Genomic DNA, 20,240 nt, shown 5'->3' with positions numbered 1-20,240 from the left:
AATAAAAAAAGCTGCCAATTGGCAGCTTTTAGTTTGTAAGTTGTTTGGTTATTAGTTTTTTAACCAAGCATTTCTTAAAGTTACTTTAGCATTGTTTGCTGGTAACTCTTCTAACACTAAGCTAGAACTTTCGTAAGTTGGCTGTACAAAGTCTCCTTCTAATTTCACTATTTTACCATCTCTAGAAACTTCTAAAGCTATTTTATCTCCAGCTTTCCATTGCATTGTTTGTCCTATTACTGGGCGAATATTTGCTAATGATACTTTTTCTCCGTTTACAGCTTCTAATATATCTCCTGCTTTTACTCCTAAAGCAGTTAATGCAGAGTTAGTTCTTGGAGTGAAAAATATTTTTTTGTCCTTATTTACTGAAATAAAAGGTTGTCCTTTAGCATCAATAAAGTACGCAGAGTTCATAGTTTTTGTAGCTTCTTTTACACCTACTTTATCTAAATATTTAGTATAATCGATAGGAGTAGCTCCTTCTACGTGATTTGCAAAGAATGCACCAACTTTTGGATTTGTCATTTTTACAATCTCAGCAATAATTTCATCATCTTTAAAAGGTTTGTGTTGTCCGTATTTGTTAGATAAATCTCTCATTAAGTCACGTAAACCATATTTACCATCAGTTTCTTCACGTAAAATAATATCTAAACACATTCCAATTAATGCTCCTTTCATGTATACATTAGAGTAGTTCGCAGCATATTCTTTATCTAAAATATTTTTACTCATTTTAGTAAAAGACATATCATCTTTAAAACGCTTAGAAGTAGCAATTTTACCTTGCATTTTAGAAATAAACTCTTGTGGTGTAATTAATCCTTGATTTACTTGGAATAAATTTGCAAAGTATTCTGTAATACCTTCATACATCCATAAGTGTTTAGACATATTAGGCTCGTTAAAGTTGAAATTATGAATTTCTTCTGAGTGTACAGATAATGGAGATACAATATGGAAGAATTCATGAGAAATAGTTCCATTAATCATACCATCTGCTAATTGTTCTTTAGAGTAAGTTTCAGGGTATACAACAGTAGTTGAAGAAAGGTGTTCTAAAGCTCCAAAACTACTCCAGTTATAAACTTTAGGGTCAAATAAGTATAATAAAATATTATATTCTTTAGTTGTTTTAAACCCTTTTAAAAAGTTACTTTGTGCTTGCACCATTTTCTTTAAATCTGCTTCCATATCTTTTGCGGAATGCACATTGTTAGGAGAATAAACAGCTAAAGTAACGTCAATACCATCTACATTAAAACTAATTGAGTTTAACGGAGCATACATAATTGGGTTGTCTGATATTTCATCATATCTAGAAGCAACAAAAACATCCTTAGTATTATCTTCTTTAGTAGTGTTTTTATTAATTAAAGAAGAAGTTTCATATAAGTTTGATGGATGTACAACAGTAATTTGGTAAGGAGTTTCTTTTTTCCCTTTGAAATATCCAACAAAACCAGGAAGGTTTATGAAAAAGTTTTTATCTTTTTCAATATTAGTTCCAGCCATTACGTAAATTCCATGCTTTAATTCAGAATCGAAAGTGTCATCTACCCAATAAGATAGCTTATCCATTTTGGTAGCATTATCAATTTGCCATGAATTTTGATCTAATTGTTTTACCGTTAATTCATTTCCATCATAATCAAATGCCTTGAAATTTGTAGCAAATTGTCCATAGTTACTCATGGCATACGTTCCAGGAACTATAGCTGGAATTTGATATACAACGGTTGATTCTTTTATTTTTTGTGGATTTATTTCTACTTTAACTCTATCATCTACTACATTGGTAATGTCAATTGTAGTTTCTATTAAAGGCTTACTTTCTGCAAGCTTTTTTGTTGACGAACAGCTAGCTAACAGTGCTAACGAAGCTATTCCTAATATGATTTTTTTCATGATTGTATTTTGTTATAGTTGATAAGTATCTACAAAAGACGTTATGTTACAGTTTTTGTTACTTATTTAACATCTTTTTATGATATGTAATATCGATTAAAACATCGTACCTTTGCAACGGCATGAGAATTAGACGAGTTTCAGATTGGTTACCTACTACAAATAAGGAGGTTAAGTTAAGAGGATGGGAAGAATTAGATGTAATTCTTTTTAGTGGAGATGCATATGTAGATCATCCATCATTTGGTCCTGCAGTAATTGGACGTATATTAGAGAGTTACGGGTTAAAGGTAGCAATTGTACCACAACCTAGTGTACACGATAATTTACAAGATTTTGAAAAACTAGGAGTTCCTAGATTATTTTTCGCGGTTACTGGAGGATGTATGGATCCAATGGTTAGTAATTATACCGCTAGTAAACGTAGAAGAGATAAAGATGCGTATACTCCAAATGGAGATAAAGGTTTTAGACCTGATTATGCTACCTCAGTATATTCTAAAATTTTAAAAGAAAAGTTTCCTGATGTACCTGTATTGATTGGAGGTATAGAAGCTTCGTTACGTCGTGTAACTCATTATGACTACTGGTCTGATAAATTATTACCAACTATTTTAGAAACTTCTAAGGCAGATATGTTGGTGTATGGAATGGGGGAGCAGCCTTTGCGTGAAATAGTAGAGCTATTACAAAAAGGAGTACCGTTTTCTAGTTTAAGAACTATTAAACAAACAGCAGTTCTTATTGAAGAAGGAGAGAAAATACCAAAAAACAAGAATTGGAAAGATGTAGAAATAAATTCTCATGAACTTTGTTTGAAAGATAAAAAGGCATATGCTTCTAACTTTAAAGTAATAGAGCAGGAGTCTAATAAATTATATGCACGTCGTATTTTTCAACAAGTTGGAGATAAAAAGCTGATGATTAATCCGCCATTTCCAACAATGACTGAAGAAGAAATAGATGCTTCTTTCGATTTGCCATTTACTCGTTTACCACATCCAAAGTATAATAAACGTGGACCTATTCCTGCGTTTGAAATGATTAAGTTTTCTATAAACATTCACCGAGGATGTTTTGGGGGATGTAGTTTTTGTACGATCTCTGCACATCAAGGAAAGTTTATAGCAAGTAGAAGTCAAGAATCTGTATTAAAAGAAGTAGATGCAGTTACTAAGATGGATGATTTTAAAGGTTATCTATCTGATATTGGTGGACCTTCTGCAAACATGTATAAAATGAAGGGTAAAGTACAGTCTATTTGCGACAAGTGTGTGGCACCTTCTTGTATTTCGCCGGTTATATGTAGTAATTTAGATACTTCACATAAACCATTAACAAAATTATATCAGGCGGTAGATGCGCATCCAAAAGTAAAAAAATCATTTATAGGAAGTGGTATTCGACATGATATGTTAGTGCCTGAGTTTAATAAAAATGCAGATCCGAAAGAGTTAGATGCTTATACGGAAGAGGTAATGACGAATCATGTTTCCGGACGTTTAAAAGTAGCTCCTGAACATACTTCCGATCCTGTTTTAAAATTAATGCGTAAACCATCATTTAAATATTTTCATTTATTTAAAAATAGGTTCGATCGTATTAACATAAAGAAGCGATTAAAACTTCAACTAATACCTTATTTCATATCTAGTCACCCTGCATGTGAAGCTGAAGATATGGCAAATTTAGCTGCAGAAACCAAAGATATGGGATTTCAGTTAGAGCAAGTTCAAGGGTTTACTCCAACTCCTATGACAGTTGCGACGGTAATTTATTATAGCGGATATCATCCATATACTTTAAAAGAAGTAAAAACTCCTAAAACAAAAAAGGAGAAAGAAGATCAACACAAGTTTTTCTTTTGGTATAAAAAAGAAAATCGTAAGTGGATTAAAGATACTTTAACGAAGGTTGGACGTAATGATTTATTAAAAAAATTATTACCAGAGGATACTTCTTGGAGAAAAAATAAAGCTGGTAAAACTAGAAATACCTTTGATGATGCTGTTACAACTTTTAATCCTAAATCTAGAAATTCTAGGAATAAATCAAGAGGAAATAAAGGTAAAGGCTTTAAAAAGAAAAGAAGGTAAATTATTGATATTATAGATTTTTATAACAAGCTTTAAACAACTATATTTAGAGCAAATTTGTTATGAAAATGCGATATATTTTACTTTCATTACTATTAGTTTTTAATGTTACTTTTAGTCAAGATAAAAATAAAACTGATTCCAACCCCTGGGTTTTAGAACAACTTTTAAGCCAAGGACTTTCAGCTCAGAAAGAAGGTAAGCATGAAAGAGCTATTAAAGATTTTAGTATTGCTTTAAAAATACCTGAACTTAAAAATATTTACACTGAGGAGTATGCCAATTTTTTAGAAGGATATGCTGTAAGTAGTTTAGCTTTAGGGAAAACAAAAGGACTTTTAAAAAAGTATGAAGAAGTTTTAAGGGTTAGAGAAAAGTTGAATAATGCTAGAGGGTTAAGTTTTATACATCTAAATATCAGTGATTATTATCAGAAAACAAATAATTATAGTTTAGCTGATAAACATGCAAAGAAAGCCTTTGATTATGCTGTTGATTTAGAGGATAAGAGTGTTAAGTTTAAAATTATAGAAAAGGTTTTAAATTTAAACTCAAATAAAGGATCTAAAGAGTATTTAAAAAAATATATCAATTTAAAGGATGAGTTGGTAGAAGAAAAAGCTGAAATTACCAATAAAGCAGATAGATATAACCATTTAAGTACTAAAAAAGATAAAGAAATTTCTCTTTTAAAAACTGAAAAAATAAATCTTCAAAATGAAGTTTCAAGTCAAGAAAATATTAGTTTAAAACTTGGGTTCTTAAGTTTATTTATATTAATAGTTGGAATTATATGTTTGGTTATCCAACAAAGGAAAAAGAATAATATAGTTTTAGCTAATGATGAAAAAACTAAGTTATCTCATGAGCTTCATAATACTCTATCAAACAAATTATTTAAAGCTCGAGAAAGTTTAAGTTCAATGCATGTACATGTTGAAACTAAAGAGTTGAATAAATATTCATTTTATATAAGGGAGCTTGAAAATATAGAAAAAGAAATTAAAAATTTTTCTCATAAAATTGAGTGAATAATGTATAAAAAAAGGTTGGAATATTTTCCAACCTTTTTTAATGTTATATAGTTGCTAATTCATTTGTGAAGTTTTGTACTCTTTCTCTAATGTTACTTAACTTTTCATCAATAATTAATTCTCCATCTCTAAAAACTTCCCTTAATTCTCCTTGTTGTTCTTCTTCCCAAGTTACTTGATCATATAATTTGTATTCTCCGTCTTCTAAAGTTATTTTTAATAAACCTTTGGCAGATTTTTTAGTACCATCATCAGTAATTGGGTCTTTAAAAATTTCTCTACCTATTCCGTCAACTTCCCCGTAAGTAGCTTTCATTGCAAATCCAAAAGTATCTCTAGTATTGTATTGGTATGTAAAAGAACCAATTCCTAATACTACGTTGGTAGAAGCAAAGCCTTTTTGTTTTAAACGTTCACAAATTTGTGTAGCTCTTTCAATAGTTATACTGTCACCGTAAATAGCTCCAATATGGCTGTCTAACTCTTTATATCCTTTTTCGTTAGTTATACCACCAAAAGTTTCCCAAAGTAGTTCTATCACGCCTTTTTGTTCTTTTTTAGTTTTTCCATTCGGATTTCCACAGATAATATCAACAGGATTTCCACTATCTGGTCTTATAACTACTTTTCCATCACGAGCAAGTACCTCTTCTTTTAAGTTTGGTAAATATTCAGTAAGAACTTTCCATAGGTCCCAAGTGTCAGAAACTATTGAAACAATTCCATTTGGATATACATCAGTAATTAATCGTTTAAAGGTTTCTTGTTCTCCATCATTTGTTCCCATACACATTACAGAGTGTTCTGTAGCAGCAACGGTACCTCCAATTAATTCTTCGTCAGCATTAGCATTGTAATAAGTTTCTAAGAAGTCTATAGCAGGAATGGTATCGGTTCCAGTAAAACTAAGTAAATGACCAGCTGCACTTAATTCAGCAGCTTCTAACCCAGCCATACCTCTCATAGAAAAATCATGACCTTGCCAGTCTACAAATTCAGGAGTTGAAGAAGTTTCCAGTGCATATTGATCTAAAATTTTTCTGTATTGTTTGGCAATTGTTGCAGAGTTGCATGGTAACCAGACTGTAGTAGATAAAAGTGTTTCAAAATAATTGGTTAGCCAAAAAAAGTCTGGTAAAGTATTGTACATGGTAAACATTGGTACTCTTATTGGTACTTCTGTACCTTCAGGTAATGCTTTTATAACCATTGGGATGTAGCCTAAATCGTGCAGGTTTTCAATATGTTTAATACCTACTTGGTTTTCTCCTAAATAGTTATTGATGCGTCTGCTATATTGTTTACAAACTTCTTCTTTAGGCTTATTGAAAAAATTTGTTTGAAAGTCTTGAAGAATATATTTTTTGATGAAGTATTGTAGTCCAAAGAAAACTACTTTTTCAATTCCATTGATTCTACTTTTTCGAGGTGTCCAGTTTGAATATACTAGTGTTGTTTGATTAGGATATTGCCTTCTGTGATCTACTTTATAACCGTCTGTATATAATAATGGATTCATAGTAAATAATTTAATTTGCGTCAAAATTACGCAAATTAAATTAAACTAACAAATTTCCTCAATTATTCTTAAGGAGCATAATTGATAAGGATAGAGTCTTCTCCTTTAATGCGAATATTATTTTTTGTTAATACTTCAATGCTATAGTACCATATAATTTCAAAATCGTTATTGTTTATCGAGATTGGTAGTGATTTTTCAGGGAATTCAGATTGATAGGTTAGAACGTTTCTTGGTGTAATTTTATGTTTAGTCCCTTTGAAGAAAACTCGGGTTGCTGTAGATCTACTACTACCATTATTGTAAGTAACTTTTTCTTTACCGATTAATTGGCAGTTAATTTCTTTTATGATATTAGATCTTTTTTCTAGCTTTAAATTTGCTTCGTAAGAGTTTTCATTTAAGCTATTTAAGCTGTAATTTATTAAACCAACTTTTTGCGAAGGCCCAATTTTATAATAGTAAACCCCTATGAAGAGTAAGGCATAGAGAGCTAAAAAGGTATAGATAACCTCTATTTTTTCTATATTACTGTAAAAAAATATGCTAAGAATTACAGAAGCAATTAATCCAACTAACAGAATATTACGTGCTCTTTTAATACCGGCTTTAATATTTCCATTGCTTTTTTCAAATAGATAGTTTGTGTTACCTTTTATTAAAGTAACTGGAGTTTCATTATAGAAATCAGGACTAAAAAGTCCTTTTAAATAACCACCAATTTTGAAATCAGACAATTTTTCATCTCTCAAGAGTTTTTCACTTTCTTTTTTAATATCAACTTTAGTTTTTATTAAAATACTTTGAGTTACGTTGTGTCCATTGAAAGAAACATTGTATGCAGGGTTAAACATGAATTTAAAGGAAATAGTTTGTCCTCTAGTAATTCTTTTAAATTCATCAATAGTATTATTTTCTATAATAATTTCATCAGTTTCTCCTTTACCTTGATGTTTTAGAGCTAATTGAATTTGTATGTTTTCTAATTCTAAATCTATAGGACTATTATTCCTAACTAAAATGTCTCCGTTAATATTTTCATTTGCGTGAAACTGTTCTTTGTCAAATGATACTTTTATATCTACAAAGTTTTTATAACTCATATAATTTTTTGTTTGGATTCAAGAAAAAATTATACAAACACAATTGAATAGCACGTATATTATTACCATAATCTTTTATCAAACTTTCGAGATATTCATGTTTAATTTTTGGCAATTTATTTTGAGAATCTAAAGAGGCTAATTCAATTCTGTATTGTACAATTTTTTTTAAAAATTCGATATCAATTTCTAGTTTACTAAAATTTACTTTTTCATATAATTTACTTTTCGAAAAATAAGGAATTTTATGAGAGTAATGTGAACTAATAATTAGTTTATTTTGATTCTTAAGTAATTGTAATTTGTTTTGAATGGAAAGAAGTTGAAAGGAATCTATAATTAAAATACCTGGTACTGCGTTAACGTATTGGTGTTTTTTCTTTTTTAATTTAACAAAAGTAGCATTAGGTAAGTAGTTAGAGTAAAGAGATTGTAAAAGAGTTGATTTACCTCTTCCTTTTTTACCATAAAACTCAACAAAACAAGAATCACTAGATTTTATTTTTTTGGTTAATCTTTCTAGATTAATTCTTTCTAAAGTAACTTGTAATAATTCTTGGTCATTAAGATAAGAAAAGGGATTGTATTTTAAATTTAGTTTAGAGTAATGGTCAATTTCAAGCATAAATAACTAAAATATTTAAAAAGTTAATTGCTCTCTAACTTCCATTAAAACATAACCTAATAAATTTTCTCCTTGCCAGTTGTTTGGGTTTGTAATATTAGAATTATCAGCTGCCATGCCAACACCCCATACAGGATCTACTGGACTTGCTTCTACAATAATTCGATCTTTTGTGTTAAGCAAGTACTCTTTTAAATGTTCGTTTTGTGAAAATTTGGCATAATTTGCTTTATAAACGATATCAAATTTATGCTCATTCCATTGTACAGGTGAAAAATTTTTAACTTTTCTTCCCAGTTTTTTTACTTCATGTGGATGTTTAGCTATAAGTATCTGTTGTAGAGTTTCATTGTCTTTGAATAAACGTGCTTTTCCTGCCATCATATAATGTTCAGCAGTAGGGTAGGTGATATTATCTATTTCAAAAGAAGCTTTCCACCACTGACTAAAACAACTTTTTCCAATACTTCCATCTTTATTAGGCTGATGTCCCCAAAAGAATAAGAATTTTAAAGTTTCGTTGTTATTAAAACGTTCAATTATTTTTTCGTTGGTATATTTCATAGTGTTTTTGTTTTAAGATTTATTTCTTCCAATTTCATCAGGGTATAAATCTTTTACGGGTTGACTTTGCCAAAATTCTTTGGTGTGAATATCCATAATTGTTAGAGAACCAGTAAATGCAGCACCTGTATCTAAATTCCATATGTTAATAGCATTTATTGGAAGTGTACTACTATAACGAGTTGTAGGTGTATGTCCAATGAATATTTCGTTGTAATGTTTTAACCTATTTGGATATAACTCTGAATTTTTTTCTATTCTTTTATCCATGGTGATTGCCATTTCCCATAATGTTCTATCAAAATAATAGTTCATTTTGAAGGTCTCTTTTTCTATACCATGCATAGAAGTAAATCCAGCATGAACAAATAATCTGTTTTTAGTATCTATATAATACGGAAGCATTTGCTGAAAAAAGGTTACATGTTTTTGTTTTTCTTCTTCTGAAAAATGCAAATAACTTTCTTTAGTTTCATTACCTCCGTGCATTTCCCAAACTGCTTCACCTTTTCCTGTTCTTAACCAATCTTCACACCATAAATCGTGATTTCCTTTTACAAATACACATTGATGCGTTTTTGATAGTTCTATTAAAAATTCAATTACCTGAGCAGATTCACTCCAGCCATCAACATAATCTCCTAAGAAAATTAAAGTATCTTTTGTAGTTACATTGGCTTTAACTAGTACTTGTTGCAAAGCTTTTAATCCCCCATGAATATCTCCTATTGCAAGTGTTCTCATTAGTTTTAATTTTTAAACTGAATAAAATGTGAGGGTACATTGTCTGTTAACCAAACACCATTATCAGAAAGATAAAATTTATAACCTTTCTGATACATTTCATCAGTATTAATGGTTAAAATTATAGGTTTTCCTCTTCTACTTGCAACTTTTATGGCTGTTTCTTTATCTAGGCTTAAATGAACATGCTGTCTGTTCATTTTTTGTAAACCAATTTCTTTTATAGATGAAATGAATTTAGCTACAGTTCCATGATATAAAAATGGAGGAGGAGTTTGTGTTTTGGTAAAAACTTCAACATTTTTAATTGAATGCCCCTGACTAGCTCTTATTTTAGTTTTGTCGTCATTAAAAGAAAAACGTTTTTTATCATTTGTCATAACAACATAATCTAAATCTTCCTTTGTAAATGAAGTTCCTGATTTTTTTGATTTAATAAGAAGTTCATCAACTAATGCCCAGCCATTTTTATCTAATGTTAAACCTATTTTTTCTGGTTTATGTCTTAATAATAAGCTTAAAAATTTACTAATTCTTTTAGTTTCTTTTTCATTCATGATTGTTTAACTTTCATAACCATACTTTTTTGCAAATTGTTCACTTAGCTTATAGATATCTTCTTTTCTAGATAAACAATTAATCCAGTCTTCTGGAATATTATTTAAACCATAATACATACCAGCTATTGCTCCTACTACGGTTGCTGTTGTGTCTGTGTCATCTCCTAAATTAACTGCTTTTAAAACAGCGTCACTATAATTTGTACTATTTAATAAACACCATATAGAAGCTTCTAAAGTATCTATAACATATCCGCCAGAGTTTATTTCTTCCTCGGTTAACTCTTTTATATTATTGTTCAGTACTCTTTTGAAAACATCAATTTCCTTTTGAGAACATATGGGATTGTTTTTTAGAAATGTGTTTATTTTTTCTTTAGTGTTTTTGTATGCTGTTGTCAATTCATTTTTATTTAAAAGTTCAATGAAAAACTCTAAATAAATAAAGCAACTAATTATTGATCGTATATGTGCATGAGTTGTTTGTGATACTTCTTTTATTATATCAAATCTTTTTTCTAAGGGAAAGCCCTTAATATAAAAAGCAAGTGGACTAATTCGCATTAGTGAACCATTACCGTTATCATATTCTGTATTTCCCCCACATAAGCTTGGAGGTGTGCCTCTTAAATATGCTTGTATAGCTTTTCTTGTTGTGTGACCAATATCGAAAACAAAGCCATGTGGAGTCCAAATTTTTTCATGATACCATAAAGCGGATTTTTTAGCAATATCATTAATGTCATATTTTTTACATAAACTTTCAGCCAGACAAAAAGTAAGAGAGCTATCGTCTGACCAAGTACCTTTGGGTTGATGATGACTTCCATAAGACATCATATCTGTTACTGGACTTTCTTTTAAAACTTTCCTACTTTTAAATTCAACTGGTACTCCTAGTGCATCAGCCACAGCCAATCCAATAAATGTTGATTGAATAATGTTATTTTTCATAGTTATTCATTTCAAGCATTAATCTTTGGTTTACCTCATTATCATATGATAAATAAGGTTTCTCTGTAGGGACAATCAATTTATCTAAATCATTGTTTAAAACATGCTGGTATTGTTCTTTTACAAAATCAGAAATGTCTTCAATTTCTATAATATCCTCAGTAGCATATTGAATAATTTCTTCATTTCTAATACCAAGTTGTATAGCTCTTCGTTCTAGCTTATTACCATAAGGATCGTGATCGGGATCCCACTGTAATCTTATTGAAGAATTTTTTACCTCTTCTTGCCATTTGTCCCAATTTTCGTATAAGTTTTCTTTAAAGCTAGAATATACAGCTTTACTTAAATAGCGTTCAAAAGCTTCTCGTTTTAAATGTATTGCTAGTACTACTTCTTGTCCTTCTTTAGTTCCCCAACCATTACGATACATCATCCATAAAAAATTGGGTTTTATCCAAGTCATTCTTGTGTATTTAAAAGGGCCTCCGAAGTATTGGTTTTTCATAGCAAAATTCCCAATGGCTGGTCGATACGATTGATAAACAATCACTTTTTCATCATCATATTGTGCCATAATATGATGTCCTTCATGAGGCCACTTTTTTAATTGTTCTTTATATAGCTCTTTTTTTAGTTTCATTTTCTATTTTTTTAATTAACTCTTTAGTAATAGAGTTATTTGTTTCTGTAAATTTTTCACCAATAAATACATTTGTTATTTTAATTTTATCAATAAGAGCATTATTAAAATTTTCTAATTGTTCAACAGGTACCCATAATTCGTTATGAATTTTGCCTCCAACATTTTCGATTTTATATTTATTGAATTCTTCTTTTTTAATTTTAAACTCTGTAACAAAACCAAGATAGTTTCCAAATTCATCTGTAGTATTCCATTTAGAAGCAATTTCACTAGCATATTCTTCATTCAATACTGGATAAAATATAGGTTGCCAATCTAATCTTGGAGGGAAAGCTGTAAAATTACTTTCAGCAATTAAAAGCAGTTCTTTTTCACCAATGGGTCTATATAATGTAACAGTTTCCATAGCTTAATTTCTTAATATCTCTTTCAGTTTAATTTGTTCACAATTTTTATGTGCAATAGTTTTAAAACTATCAGTTGTATATATTTTGGTAAATACTTTTTCTAAATCTTCAAATCCTCTGCTGAAAATTCCATGACTTACCGCTAAATATAAGTTTCCTGCATTTTTAGCCTTTAGCTCTTGTGCCAATCCTAAAAAGGTTCCGCCTCCATCGCAAATATCATCTACTACTAAACAATCTTTACCTTTTAAGTCTTCTGCATATACTTTGAAACCTGTTAATTCTCCTGTTCTAACATTTCTGCTTTTTGACCCTTCTATAACTTCATACTTCTGTAAATGAGCAGCTACTTTATAAATTTTCTTTAAAGCTCCACCATCAGGTGATATTAATAATAAATCATCTGGGAGTTGCTGCGTTATTTGTCTAATAAAAGCATGATTGTCTATTACTTTACAATTGTTTAATACTGCTGGTGCCACCTCTGAATGTGGATCGAATATAGTTACGGATTCATAGTTTTGTGTATTGATAATATCAGCATATACTTTTACAGATAAAGGTTCGCCAGTTTGCATTAATCTATCCTGCCTTGCTGCTGGAAAATAGGGAAGTAGTACTTTAATTTTTTTTATATCCATATTTTTTAGCGCATTGGTAGCTAATAATAGTATACCTAAATCATTAAATGATTGAATACGATGTGTTATAGTTACTTCCGAAACAGCTTTTAAATCCGTAATGATTTTAATATGCGGTTCTCCTCCCGAGAAAGTAAAATAATTGTACTCTATAGTATTTGTAGTTCCGTATGGAGAAAAATGTTTGTCTAAATTTAAAATCATATTGCGTATTTTTGACGCAAATATAAAAAACATTTATAGTTGTAAAAAAGTTTTTGTGTTTTTTTTACGCAAACTTTATTTCGAAATGGAAACCACTTTTTTGTAGCTCTTTATATTTTTGAGCATTGAACTTAAAAAGCTTGGCAGGTCTACCGCTAGAAGGTTGGTGAATTTTATCGGTTTCTGTTAAAATACCAAAGCTTAAAATCTTTTTTCTGAAGTTTCTACGGTCTATTTTTCTATTTAAAATAGTTTGATACAAATGCTCTAGATCTGAAAAAGGGAATTCTTTCTTTAATAACTCAAAACCTATGGGTTGGTAGTTTATTTTACTTTGCAATCGTTTTAAAGCAATGCTTAGAATTTTATCATGATCAAAAGCTAGTTCAGGTAATTCATTTATAGAAAACCATTGTACTTCATCAGCATCAGTATCGGCACTAATTTTAAAGTTATTCGGCCTAACCAAAGCAAAGTAGGTTACTGATACAACTCTATTTCTTGGATCTCTTCCAGGTGTGCCAAAAGTGTATAATTGTTCTAGGTAATCAATAGTAACTCCAGTTTCTTCTTGCAACTCTCTTTGAACTGCATCTTCTAGTGATTCGTTTTCTAAAACTAAACCTCCAGGAAGTGCCCAGCTACCTTTATAGGGATTAACGCCTCTTTTGATTAATAATACTGAAAGTTCTTTTTGTTCGTAACCAAAAACAACAGCATCTACAGCAACTTTGATATTTTGTGGAATCTTCATTTAGTGTTGTATTTACACAAAACTACAAAAACTTTGTGTAAATGCTGATAAACATTTAAGTGAAGAGTAGTATATGTTTAACTAGATTTCTCTCGACTTTTTAGCCATCTTTTTATGTGCTGAGATAATTCTTCCCAAGGCATTTCTTCAATGTCTTCTTTGCTAAGTTCATATTCTTTAGCGATAAAATAAAAATCACCATTAAACTCGTTGTAAATACGCCATATTTTATTAGCACTATCTATATGTGTACCTTTTATTTTACGAATCCAATTTCTAAATTTTCGAATAGCAACTTCGGGTGAATTTTTATGAATTTCTATATCGTTACCTGATAAATCTGAAATAGCTCTTTGATATCGATAACGCTCTTTATCGAGTATTAATAGAAACTTATCCTTCATTTTTTCTTCTCCAAATTCTTTACATCCAATATCCATACCTAGCTCAAAAGGCATATTAAATCTGGCTAGTTGATTTTTTTTGGTAGATTCCATTCGTGATAAATCATGAATACTATACTTTGATGAAGCTATTAACTTTTGAATACCAGATATTCGAGATTCTGCTGAGTTAGTAGTTTCAGAGAGAAGAGGAGAGAGGTCTAAATATACAGCACAGAAAACTAAGGCTTTTAACAGCGGTTTATACTCGTTGTCAAAAGGACAATTTATGAAAAGGTTATTTTCAAAAGCCATAAAAATTATCCAGCAAATTGAACTTTATCTACAGAACCATCAGTTTTATGTACAACCAATGCTTCAGCTTCTTGAAGATTTATAATTTTTTTGCCTTGTAGTATGGCACTTCTACGTGTAGTATGTTGAGAAATGATTTTTTCAGTACGTTCTTTAAAAACAACCCACTTTCCACTACGATGCATTACATGCAACTTGGTGCCAGAAGAACCAGCTGCTTCAAATTTAGGGCCTAAATCTTGTTTTTTATTATGTGACTTCTCATTTATCATCATATTCAAATATACAATTTAATAAGATGAATTGCAATTTTATTATTGAGGAGGAATACTAGTCGGCATTGTCCTCAAGCCTCAATTCTTTCCACTTGTAATTGCCTTTATTCATGATGGCTTGGTATTCCTTATGAATCTCATTTATCATCTCAGGATTATTTTTATCATCTTCACTTAAAAGCCTCAATTTTAGTAAAAGTGCTTTCAAATTATTTTTTGAATCACCATAATAAACCCATAATTGTTTATGATTGTAAAAGCCATCCCATGCAGCAAGTACAGTACTAAATGCACTGAAAAATAGTGTAACAACTTTTAATGTAGAACTCCATTCTTTAGGAATGTCTCCTCCAATGGCAACTAGAAAGGTAACCAATGCTGAAGATATTGAAATACCAATGTAAATTCTGAATGATTTTTTTTTGTTTTGAATGCTTGAATTTGAGGTTTTATCTATCATTTTTGAAATTTCTTCTTGCAAAATTTCAAACTTGCTTAGAGGAGTTTTATTCATAGTTGGTTGTATCTTTTTTCAAACATATTTAAAAAAAGAAAAACCACAAAATAAAATAACTAATGACAGATTTTACAATCCTCTTTGTCTTGAATTTCACCTACTAATTTTCCGTCTTCATTTAATACAAAACCACAACAATCCATAAAGCCTTTTGCTATTAATTTACGAGCTCGTTGTATTTGCGATTTGGTTGTTGGTAAACTTTGTTTCAAAGTGTCTGCTACTTCTTGTTGTTTTAAACCTTTTATATCTGATAGAAATAAAGGGTCTCTATATTTTTTAGGTAAACTTTTTAAAATACCTTGTAAGCAATCTTTCTCGGTATGGGTGTTTTCTTCTATTTCGGTTTCAGTTTCAAAATTGGCTAACTCAAATGTTTGATTAGTGCTCTTAAAATAATCCATCATAGAATTTCTAGCAATTGTAAAAATCCAAGGTTTTAACTTTGTTAAATCTTTTAAAGTGTGCAATTTGGTATGGACTTTAATAAAAGTATCTTGTAAAAGATCGTCTGTAACTGTAGTGTCTTTTACTTTACTTAGGATGAAAAACTTTACATCTTCGGCATATTTTGTCCAAACTTGATTTGTAGTCATACTATAAATTTACGAAAAATGTTATTACGAAGTTTAATATGATTTTTAAACTTCGTAATAACAGTTACTATTGTTGTTTAGCAGTTGCAGTTATTACATGTGCAATCTACGCATGTGCAGTTTGCACAACTTCCTGTTTTACATCCTTCGCAATTACAAGTACACTGATTTTTATATTTCATAATTATTGTTTTTTAATTTCATATAGTAGACTTTTAATTGTTTAAAAAGATGCATTTATGATGAAAAATATTTTTGTAATTCTTTTCTAATAGGAATAGGTTTTATTGGAGAAATATTTGTGCCTCCAGTATTTCCTTTTGGTACCCAGATATTTGTAAAGAAAATTGATGCAATAATCCGAGTAAACTGTCCTAATATTTCCTTTAAATTTTTGGTTTTAATTCCAAAAATTAACATTTTATAATGCGATAAAGTATGACGGAATAAATGCTTTTGTCCCAATATATGAGCATTTTCTAAATGATAAAAAGACACTTTAAAACTTTTGTTTTTAAGTGCCTTTTTAGATAATGTTAATTGACGATAAAATTCTTGTCTTCGTTGTGTTTTAGTCATGATTTTTAACAATTAGACTAAATTTCATGAAAAAAGATGCAATTAATGAACTTTTATTAGGTTGATGTCAAATATTAAAACAGATCCAGCTGGAATACCTTTTCTAGGAGTTGAACCGTAAGCTAGTCTTGCTGGAATTAATAAGATTCCTTTTCCGCCTTCTTTAAAATATGTAATACCTTCTGTCCAACCTTGTATAACTTGTTGTAAGTTGAATGTTCCACCAGATAACTTTTCATCAAAAGTTTTTCCGTCTAAAAAGTAACCTTTGTATCCAACAGTAACTGTTGAATTTGTTGTAGGATTAGCACCAGTTCCTTCTTCGTTTATAACATAGTATAGTCCAGAGTTACTTTTCTTAGCTGTTAGGTTATTATCAGCGATATACTTGATTATATCAGCTTCGTTTTTAGCATCGTAGTTAATTGAATCATCACTACTGCATGAAATAAATAATGTAATTAATAATAAATAAAAATAAGTTTTCATAAATGTTGTTGAATTTAAATTAGTTTACCTTTTCCCCGTTTACGTATGTAGCAATAACTTTTGTATTTGGTATTTTACTTCCGTCTACAGTCATAATATCGTTTTCTAGAATGATAAAATCCGCTACTTTTCCTACTTCAATACTTCCTTTTTCTTCTTCTTCAAAATTTGCATAAGCATTCCATATGGTCATTCCTTTTAAAGCATCTTTTCTAGACAATGCGTTATTCATTTGGTATCCTTTTTCTGGATATCCTTTTAAATCTTTTCGAATGGTTGCTGCATAATAAGTATATAATGGACTTACATGTTCTATAGGGAAATCTGTTCCTAATGCAACTTTTCCGTACTCTTTTAATAAATCATTATATGCATAAGCACCTTTTATCCTTTCAGCTCCTACACGATCTTCAGCCCAGTACATATCACTAGTCGCATGTGTTGGCTGTATAGATGGTAATACGTTTTTAAAGAAATGAAAATCCTTTAAGTCTACTATTTGTGCATGTTCTATTCGCCAGCGACGATCTTGTTTATTTTTTAAAACATTATCATATGTTTTTAGCATTACATAATTAGCAGAATCACCAATAGCATGAGTATTCATTTGATATTCTGAAGCAGCAATTCGCTTTGCTAAATCTTGTAAATCGTTATAAGAATTTACTAATGCTCCAAAATGCCCTTTTTTATCTGAATATTCATCTTTTAAAGTAGCTCCTCTTGATCCTAAAGCTCCATCTGAATATACTTTTACTGAACGAACATTTAAACGATCTGTTTTTACAACTCCTTTGTTTAAGTAATAGTCTAGATTTTCTTTATTGTTAGAAATCATAGCGTAAATACGCATTTTTAAATCTCCTGTTTGTTGTAAACTATCAATTAATTCAATTACTTGTTTGTCTAATCCAGCATCATCAACAGTTGTTAATCCTAAGTCAAAACAAATTTTTTGGGCATCTTTTAATGCTTGAATTTGTTCTTTTTTTGAAGGTTGCGGAACTTTAATAAAGTTCATGGCGTTATCAATTAAAACACCAGTTAGCTTTCCATCTTTTTGTAAGAATTCTCCTCCTTCTACTTTTGTGTTAGTAGTAATTCCTGCTAAGTCAATTGCAGCTTGATTAACCAACATTGCATGTCCGTCAATTCTACGAATGGCTACTGGAATTTTTGGGAAAAGGTGATCTAACTTTTCTTTGGTAGGAAATTCTTTTACTTCCCAATCATTTTGATCCCAACCACGTCCAGTAATAAATGAAGAGTTTTTTTCTTTTTGAAATTTAACTAACTTTTGAAGTACTTCACTATAACTTTTAGTACCTACTAAGTTTACTTTTTGTTGTTGTAAACCTAATCCGTAAAAATGACAATGTGCATCGATAAACCCTGGATATACAGGTTTGTTATTTGCGTCTATAGTTTGTAAAGTAGCATATTTCTCTTGAATTTCTTTGTTGTTTCCTACTGCAATAAATTTACCATCTTTTATAGCGAAGCTCTCAGCTTTATCAAAATTAGTGTTTACTGTATATGTATTAGCATTGATAACTATTACATCTGCTTTTTCTTGTTTTTTACAAGAGAATAAAATTCCTGTTAAAACTAGGGGGAATAGTATTTTTTTCATTTAGTTAGACGATGTTTGTAATAAATTTTTTCTCGAACAAATCATAATATGCGCGAGAATCGTTCTTTTTATTTTGTTCAGCTTTCTGAGTTAAGTAATTGAATAAAAGGTTAAACAGAAAAATCAAAATAACTGTAATAATTAAGTTTATAAATGCTTTTTTAGCAGTTAAAGATTTCTTTTTATACTCGACTTTGTGCTTTGCTTTTGTCTCAAAATATTGATTGTTCAGCTTTTTATTCATCTAAATAATTAAGGTTTCAAAGTCTCGTTATTGTATAAGTATTTATCCATTAAATATACGATACTAGTCATAGAAGCACTTCCTAATTCTAATTCACGCTTATTTACTTTATCGAAAGTATCAGTAGCTGCATGGTGATAATCAAAGTAACGTTGAGAGTCTGGTCTGTAACCAACTAAAGTTACATGGTCATCTTTTAAAGGTCCAATATCAGCACCACTACCCCCTTGAGTTAAATCATGTAGACCGTATGGTGCTAATAATTTTTTCCAACTTTGTAATAACTTTCTATTCTTTTCATTGGCATCTATTGAAAAACCTCTTGGTGTATGACCACCTGCATCAGATTCTAATGCTCCAATATGTATTTCGTTATTTTGTTTTGCTAAGCGTGCATATTCTGTAGCTCCTCTTAAACCATTTTCTTCATTCATAAAGAATACAATACGAATAGTGTTTTTTGGTTTGATGTTGTTCTTTTTTAATAAATAAGCAACTTCTAATGATTGTACAACTCCAGTACCATCATCATGAGCGCCTTCTCCTAAATCCCATGAGTCTAAGTGACCTCCAATTACCATAATTTTATCAGGGTTTTCGCTTCCTTTTATTTCTCCAACTACATTATGTGAAGGAGCGTCTGGTAATGTTTTACAACTTTGTTTAAAATAGAATTTAATATTTGGGTTTTCTTTTAAGTGCTTACTTAAGTTTTCTGCTGCTCTTGAACTAATAGCTGCTGCTGGAATATATTCTGATTCAGGAATATCTCCATAGCCCATAGAACCTGTGTGTGGATAGTCATCAATTCCATTTGTCATTGAACGAACTATAACTCCTTTTGCTCCAAATTTACCAACAATTGAAGCTCCTCCATAACGTTGTCCAACACAACCTCCATAAGCTTTAAATGTTTGTATATGAGTATTGTCGAAAGCTCCATTAAAGAATACGATTTTACCTTTAGCTTTGTCTCCTAATTTTTTAGCTTCTTCAGTACTTTTTACTTCAATAACTTCAGCAGTTATTCCGTTGTTAGGGGTTGCTATAGATCCTCCTAAAGCACAAATAGGCACATTTATTTCTTGTCCGTTAAAAGTGTAATTTGCTACTTCTTTTTCGCCACGTACCCAATGAGGAACCATAACTGGTTGTAGCCATACAGAGTCTAAACCAACATCTTTCATTAATTGTTCACTCCAAACAACCGATTTAGCAGCTCCTTCTGAACCAGATAATCTGCTTCCGATATTTTGAGTTAAATCACGTAGCCATTCATATGATTTACCTTCTGTTAGTGCAGTATTGAATATGTGTTTAATTTGTGCTGAGTCTATTTTTTCTTCAGCAGTTAAACCTTTTGAGATTACTATTTTTTCTTTTTTTTCTGTTTTGCAAGCAATTACAAATAGCCCAGAAATTAATAGGAGAGTTAGTTTTTTCATTT

22 protein-coding genes are annotated in these 20,240 nt (G+C 30.2%); 2 read left to right on the top strand and 20 right to left on the bottom strand.

Annotated features, from left to right (window positions below):
- Nucleotides 1-51: 51 nt before the first annotated feature.
- Complete coding sequence (locus tag F7018_RS13060; protein WP_150900506.1) at nucleotides 52-1,911, bottom strand: M61 family metallopeptidase; 1,860 nt, start codon at nucleotides 1,909-1,911, stop codon at nucleotides 52-54.
- A gap of 122 nt (nucleotides 1,912-2,033) precedes the next feature.
- Here F7018_RS13060 and F7018_RS13055 point away from each other — a divergent pair, with 122 nt between their 5' ends.
- Complete coding sequence (locus F7018_RS13055) at nucleotides 2,034-4,007, top strand: YgiQ family radical SAM protein (RefSeq protein ID WP_150900505.1); 1,974 nt, start codon at nucleotides 2,034-2,036, stop codon at nucleotides 4,005-4,007.
- 68 nt (nucleotides 4,008-4,075) lie between these two features.
- Entirely contained in the window at nucleotides 4,076-5,038 is a 963-nt protein-coding gene (locus F7018_RS13050; protein WP_217701379.1) for a tetratricopeptide repeat protein, read from the top strand.
- A gap of 46 nt (nucleotides 5,039-5,084) precedes the next feature.
- On the opposite strand, the gene F7018_RS13045 is transcribed toward F7018_RS13050, so the two are convergent.
- The 19 genes from F7018_RS13045 to F7018_RS12955 all read right to left on the bottom strand — a co-directional run bounded on the left by F7018_RS13045 (nucleotide 5,085) and on the right by F7018_RS12955 (nucleotide 20,238).
- Complete coding sequence (locus F7018_RS13045) at nucleotides 5,085-6,560, bottom strand: nicotinate phosphoribosyltransferase (RefSeq protein ID WP_150900503.1); 1,476 nt, start codon at nucleotides 6,558-6,560, stop codon at nucleotides 5,085-5,087.
- Nucleotides 6,561-6,628: 68 nt separating this feature from the next.
- On the bottom strand, nucleotides 6,629-7,663 hold the full coding sequence (locus F7018_RS13040) for a hypothetical protein (protein WP_150900502.1): 1,035 nt from the start codon (nucleotides 7,661-7,663) through the stop codon (nucleotides 6,629-6,631).
- The gene (locus tag F7018_RS13035; protein ID WP_150900501.1) at nucleotides 7,653-8,288 is read right to left on the bottom strand and encodes a hypothetical protein; all 636 of its coding nucleotides are present in this window, start codon (nucleotides 8,286-8,288) and stop codon (nucleotides 7,653-7,655) included. The genes F7018_RS13040 and F7018_RS13035 overlap by 11 nt, the downstream gene beginning before the upstream one ends.
- Nucleotides 8,289-8,303: 15 nt before the next feature.
- Nucleotides 8,304-8,852 (bottom strand): NADAR family protein, encoded by a 549-nt coding sequence (locus tag F7018_RS13030; protein ID WP_150900500.1) that lies wholly within the window; start codon nucleotides 8,850-8,852, stop codon nucleotides 8,304-8,306.
- A gap of 12 nt (nucleotides 8,853-8,864) precedes the next feature.
- Nucleotides 8,865-9,596, bottom strand: a complete 732-nt coding sequence (locus tag F7018_RS13025; protein WP_150900499.1) for a metallophosphoesterase family protein — start codon at nucleotides 9,594-9,596, stop codon at nucleotides 8,865-8,867.
- 5 nt (nucleotides 9,597-9,601) lie between these two features.
- A complete protein-coding gene (locus F7018_RS13020) occupies nucleotides 9,602-10,153 on the bottom strand; it encodes an RNA 2'-phosphotransferase (protein ID WP_150900498.1) in 552 nt (183 codons plus the stop codon).
- A gap of 6 nt (nucleotides 10,154-10,159) precedes the next feature.
- Nucleotides 10,160-11,110: an ADP-ribosylglycohydrolase family protein gene (locus F7018_RS13015; RefSeq protein WP_150900497.1), complete on the bottom strand. Its 951-nt coding sequence runs from the start codon at nucleotides 11,108-11,110 to the stop codon at nucleotides 10,160-10,162.
- Complete coding sequence (locus tag F7018_RS13010; RefSeq protein WP_150900496.1) at nucleotides 11,100-11,753, bottom strand: DUF4291 domain-containing protein; 654 nt, start codon at nucleotides 11,751-11,753, stop codon at nucleotides 11,100-11,102. Before F7018_RS13010 ends, F7018_RS13015 begins: the two co-directional genes overlap by 11 nt.
- Nucleotides 11,728-12,162 (bottom strand): ADP-ribosylation/crystallin J1, encoded by a 435-nt coding sequence (locus F7018_RS13005; RefSeq protein WP_150900495.1) that lies wholly within the window; start codon nucleotides 12,160-12,162, stop codon nucleotides 11,728-11,730. Before F7018_RS13005 ends, F7018_RS13010 begins: the two co-directional genes overlap by 26 nt.
- Nucleotides 12,163-12,165: 3 nt before the next feature.
- Nucleotides 12,166-13,008: a ribose-phosphate diphosphokinase gene (gene prs, locus F7018_RS13000; protein WP_150900494.1), complete on the bottom strand. Its 843-nt coding sequence runs from the start codon at nucleotides 13,006-13,008 to the stop codon at nucleotides 12,166-12,168.
- Between the two features lie 64 nt (nucleotides 13,009-13,072).
- The gene (locus F7018_RS12995; RefSeq protein ID WP_150900493.1) at nucleotides 13,073-13,762 is read right to left on the bottom strand and encodes an NUDIX domain-containing protein; all 690 of its coding nucleotides are present in this window, start codon (nucleotides 13,760-13,762) and stop codon (nucleotides 13,073-13,075) included.
- A gap of 77 nt (nucleotides 13,763-13,839) precedes the next feature.
- Nucleotides 13,840-14,460 carry a hypothetical protein gene (locus F7018_RS12990; protein WP_150900492.1) on the bottom strand — a complete coding sequence of 207 codons (621 nt, stop codon included), beginning with the start codon at nucleotides 14,458-14,460 and terminating at the stop codon, nucleotides 13,840-13,842.
- A gap of 5 nt (nucleotides 14,461-14,465) precedes the next feature.
- Nucleotides 14,466-14,735 (bottom strand): DUF2188 domain-containing protein, encoded by a 270-nt coding sequence (locus tag F7018_RS12985; RefSeq protein ID WP_150900491.1) that lies wholly within the window; start codon nucleotides 14,733-14,735, stop codon nucleotides 14,466-14,468.
- 55 nt (nucleotides 14,736-14,790) lie between these two features.
- Entirely contained in the window at nucleotides 14,791-15,249 is a 459-nt protein-coding gene (locus tag F7018_RS12980) for an SLATT domain-containing protein (protein WP_150900490.1), read from the bottom strand.
- A gap of 59 nt (nucleotides 15,250-15,308) precedes the next feature.
- The gene (locus tag F7018_RS12975; protein ID WP_150900489.1) at nucleotides 15,309-15,848 is read right to left on the bottom strand and encodes a sigma-70 family RNA polymerase sigma factor; all 540 of its coding nucleotides are present in this window, start codon (nucleotides 15,846-15,848) and stop codon (nucleotides 15,309-15,311) included.
- Between the two features lie 237 nt (nucleotides 15,849-16,085).
- Nucleotides 16,086-16,427, bottom strand: coding sequence for a DUF3703 domain-containing protein (locus tag F7018_RS12970; RefSeq protein WP_150900488.1), 342 nt, complete (start codon nucleotides 16,425-16,427; stop codon nucleotides 16,086-16,088).
- Nucleotides 16,428-16,469: 42 nt separating this feature from the next.
- The gene (locus tag F7018_RS12965; RefSeq protein WP_150900487.1) at nucleotides 16,470-16,916 is read right to left on the bottom strand and encodes an FKBP-type peptidyl-prolyl cis-trans isomerase; all 447 of its coding nucleotides are present in this window, start codon (nucleotides 16,914-16,916) and stop codon (nucleotides 16,470-16,472) included.
- A 19-nt stretch (nucleotides 16,917-16,935) separates the two neighbouring features.
- Entirely contained in the window at nucleotides 16,936-18,549 is a 1,614-nt protein-coding gene (locus tag F7018_RS12960) for an amidohydrolase (RefSeq protein WP_150900486.1), read from the bottom strand.
- A 252-nt stretch (nucleotides 18,550-18,801) separates the two neighbouring features.
- Nucleotides 18,802-20,238: a M20/M25/M40 family metallo-hydrolase gene (locus F7018_RS12955; RefSeq protein ID WP_150900485.1), complete on the bottom strand. Its 1,437-nt coding sequence runs from the start codon at nucleotides 20,236-20,238 to the stop codon at nucleotides 18,802-18,804.
- Between the last annotated feature and the right edge of the window lie 2 nt (nucleotides 20,239-20,240).

The organism is Tenacibaculum aiptasiae (genome assembly GCF_008806755.1).
GTDB classification, from domain to species: Bacteria; Bacteroidota; Bacteroidia; order Flavobacteriales; family Flavobacteriaceae; genus Polaribacter; species Polaribacter aiptasiae.
The sequence above is the reverse complement of the archived record's forward strand: the minus strand, read 5'-3'. Positions and strand labels throughout refer to the sequence as shown.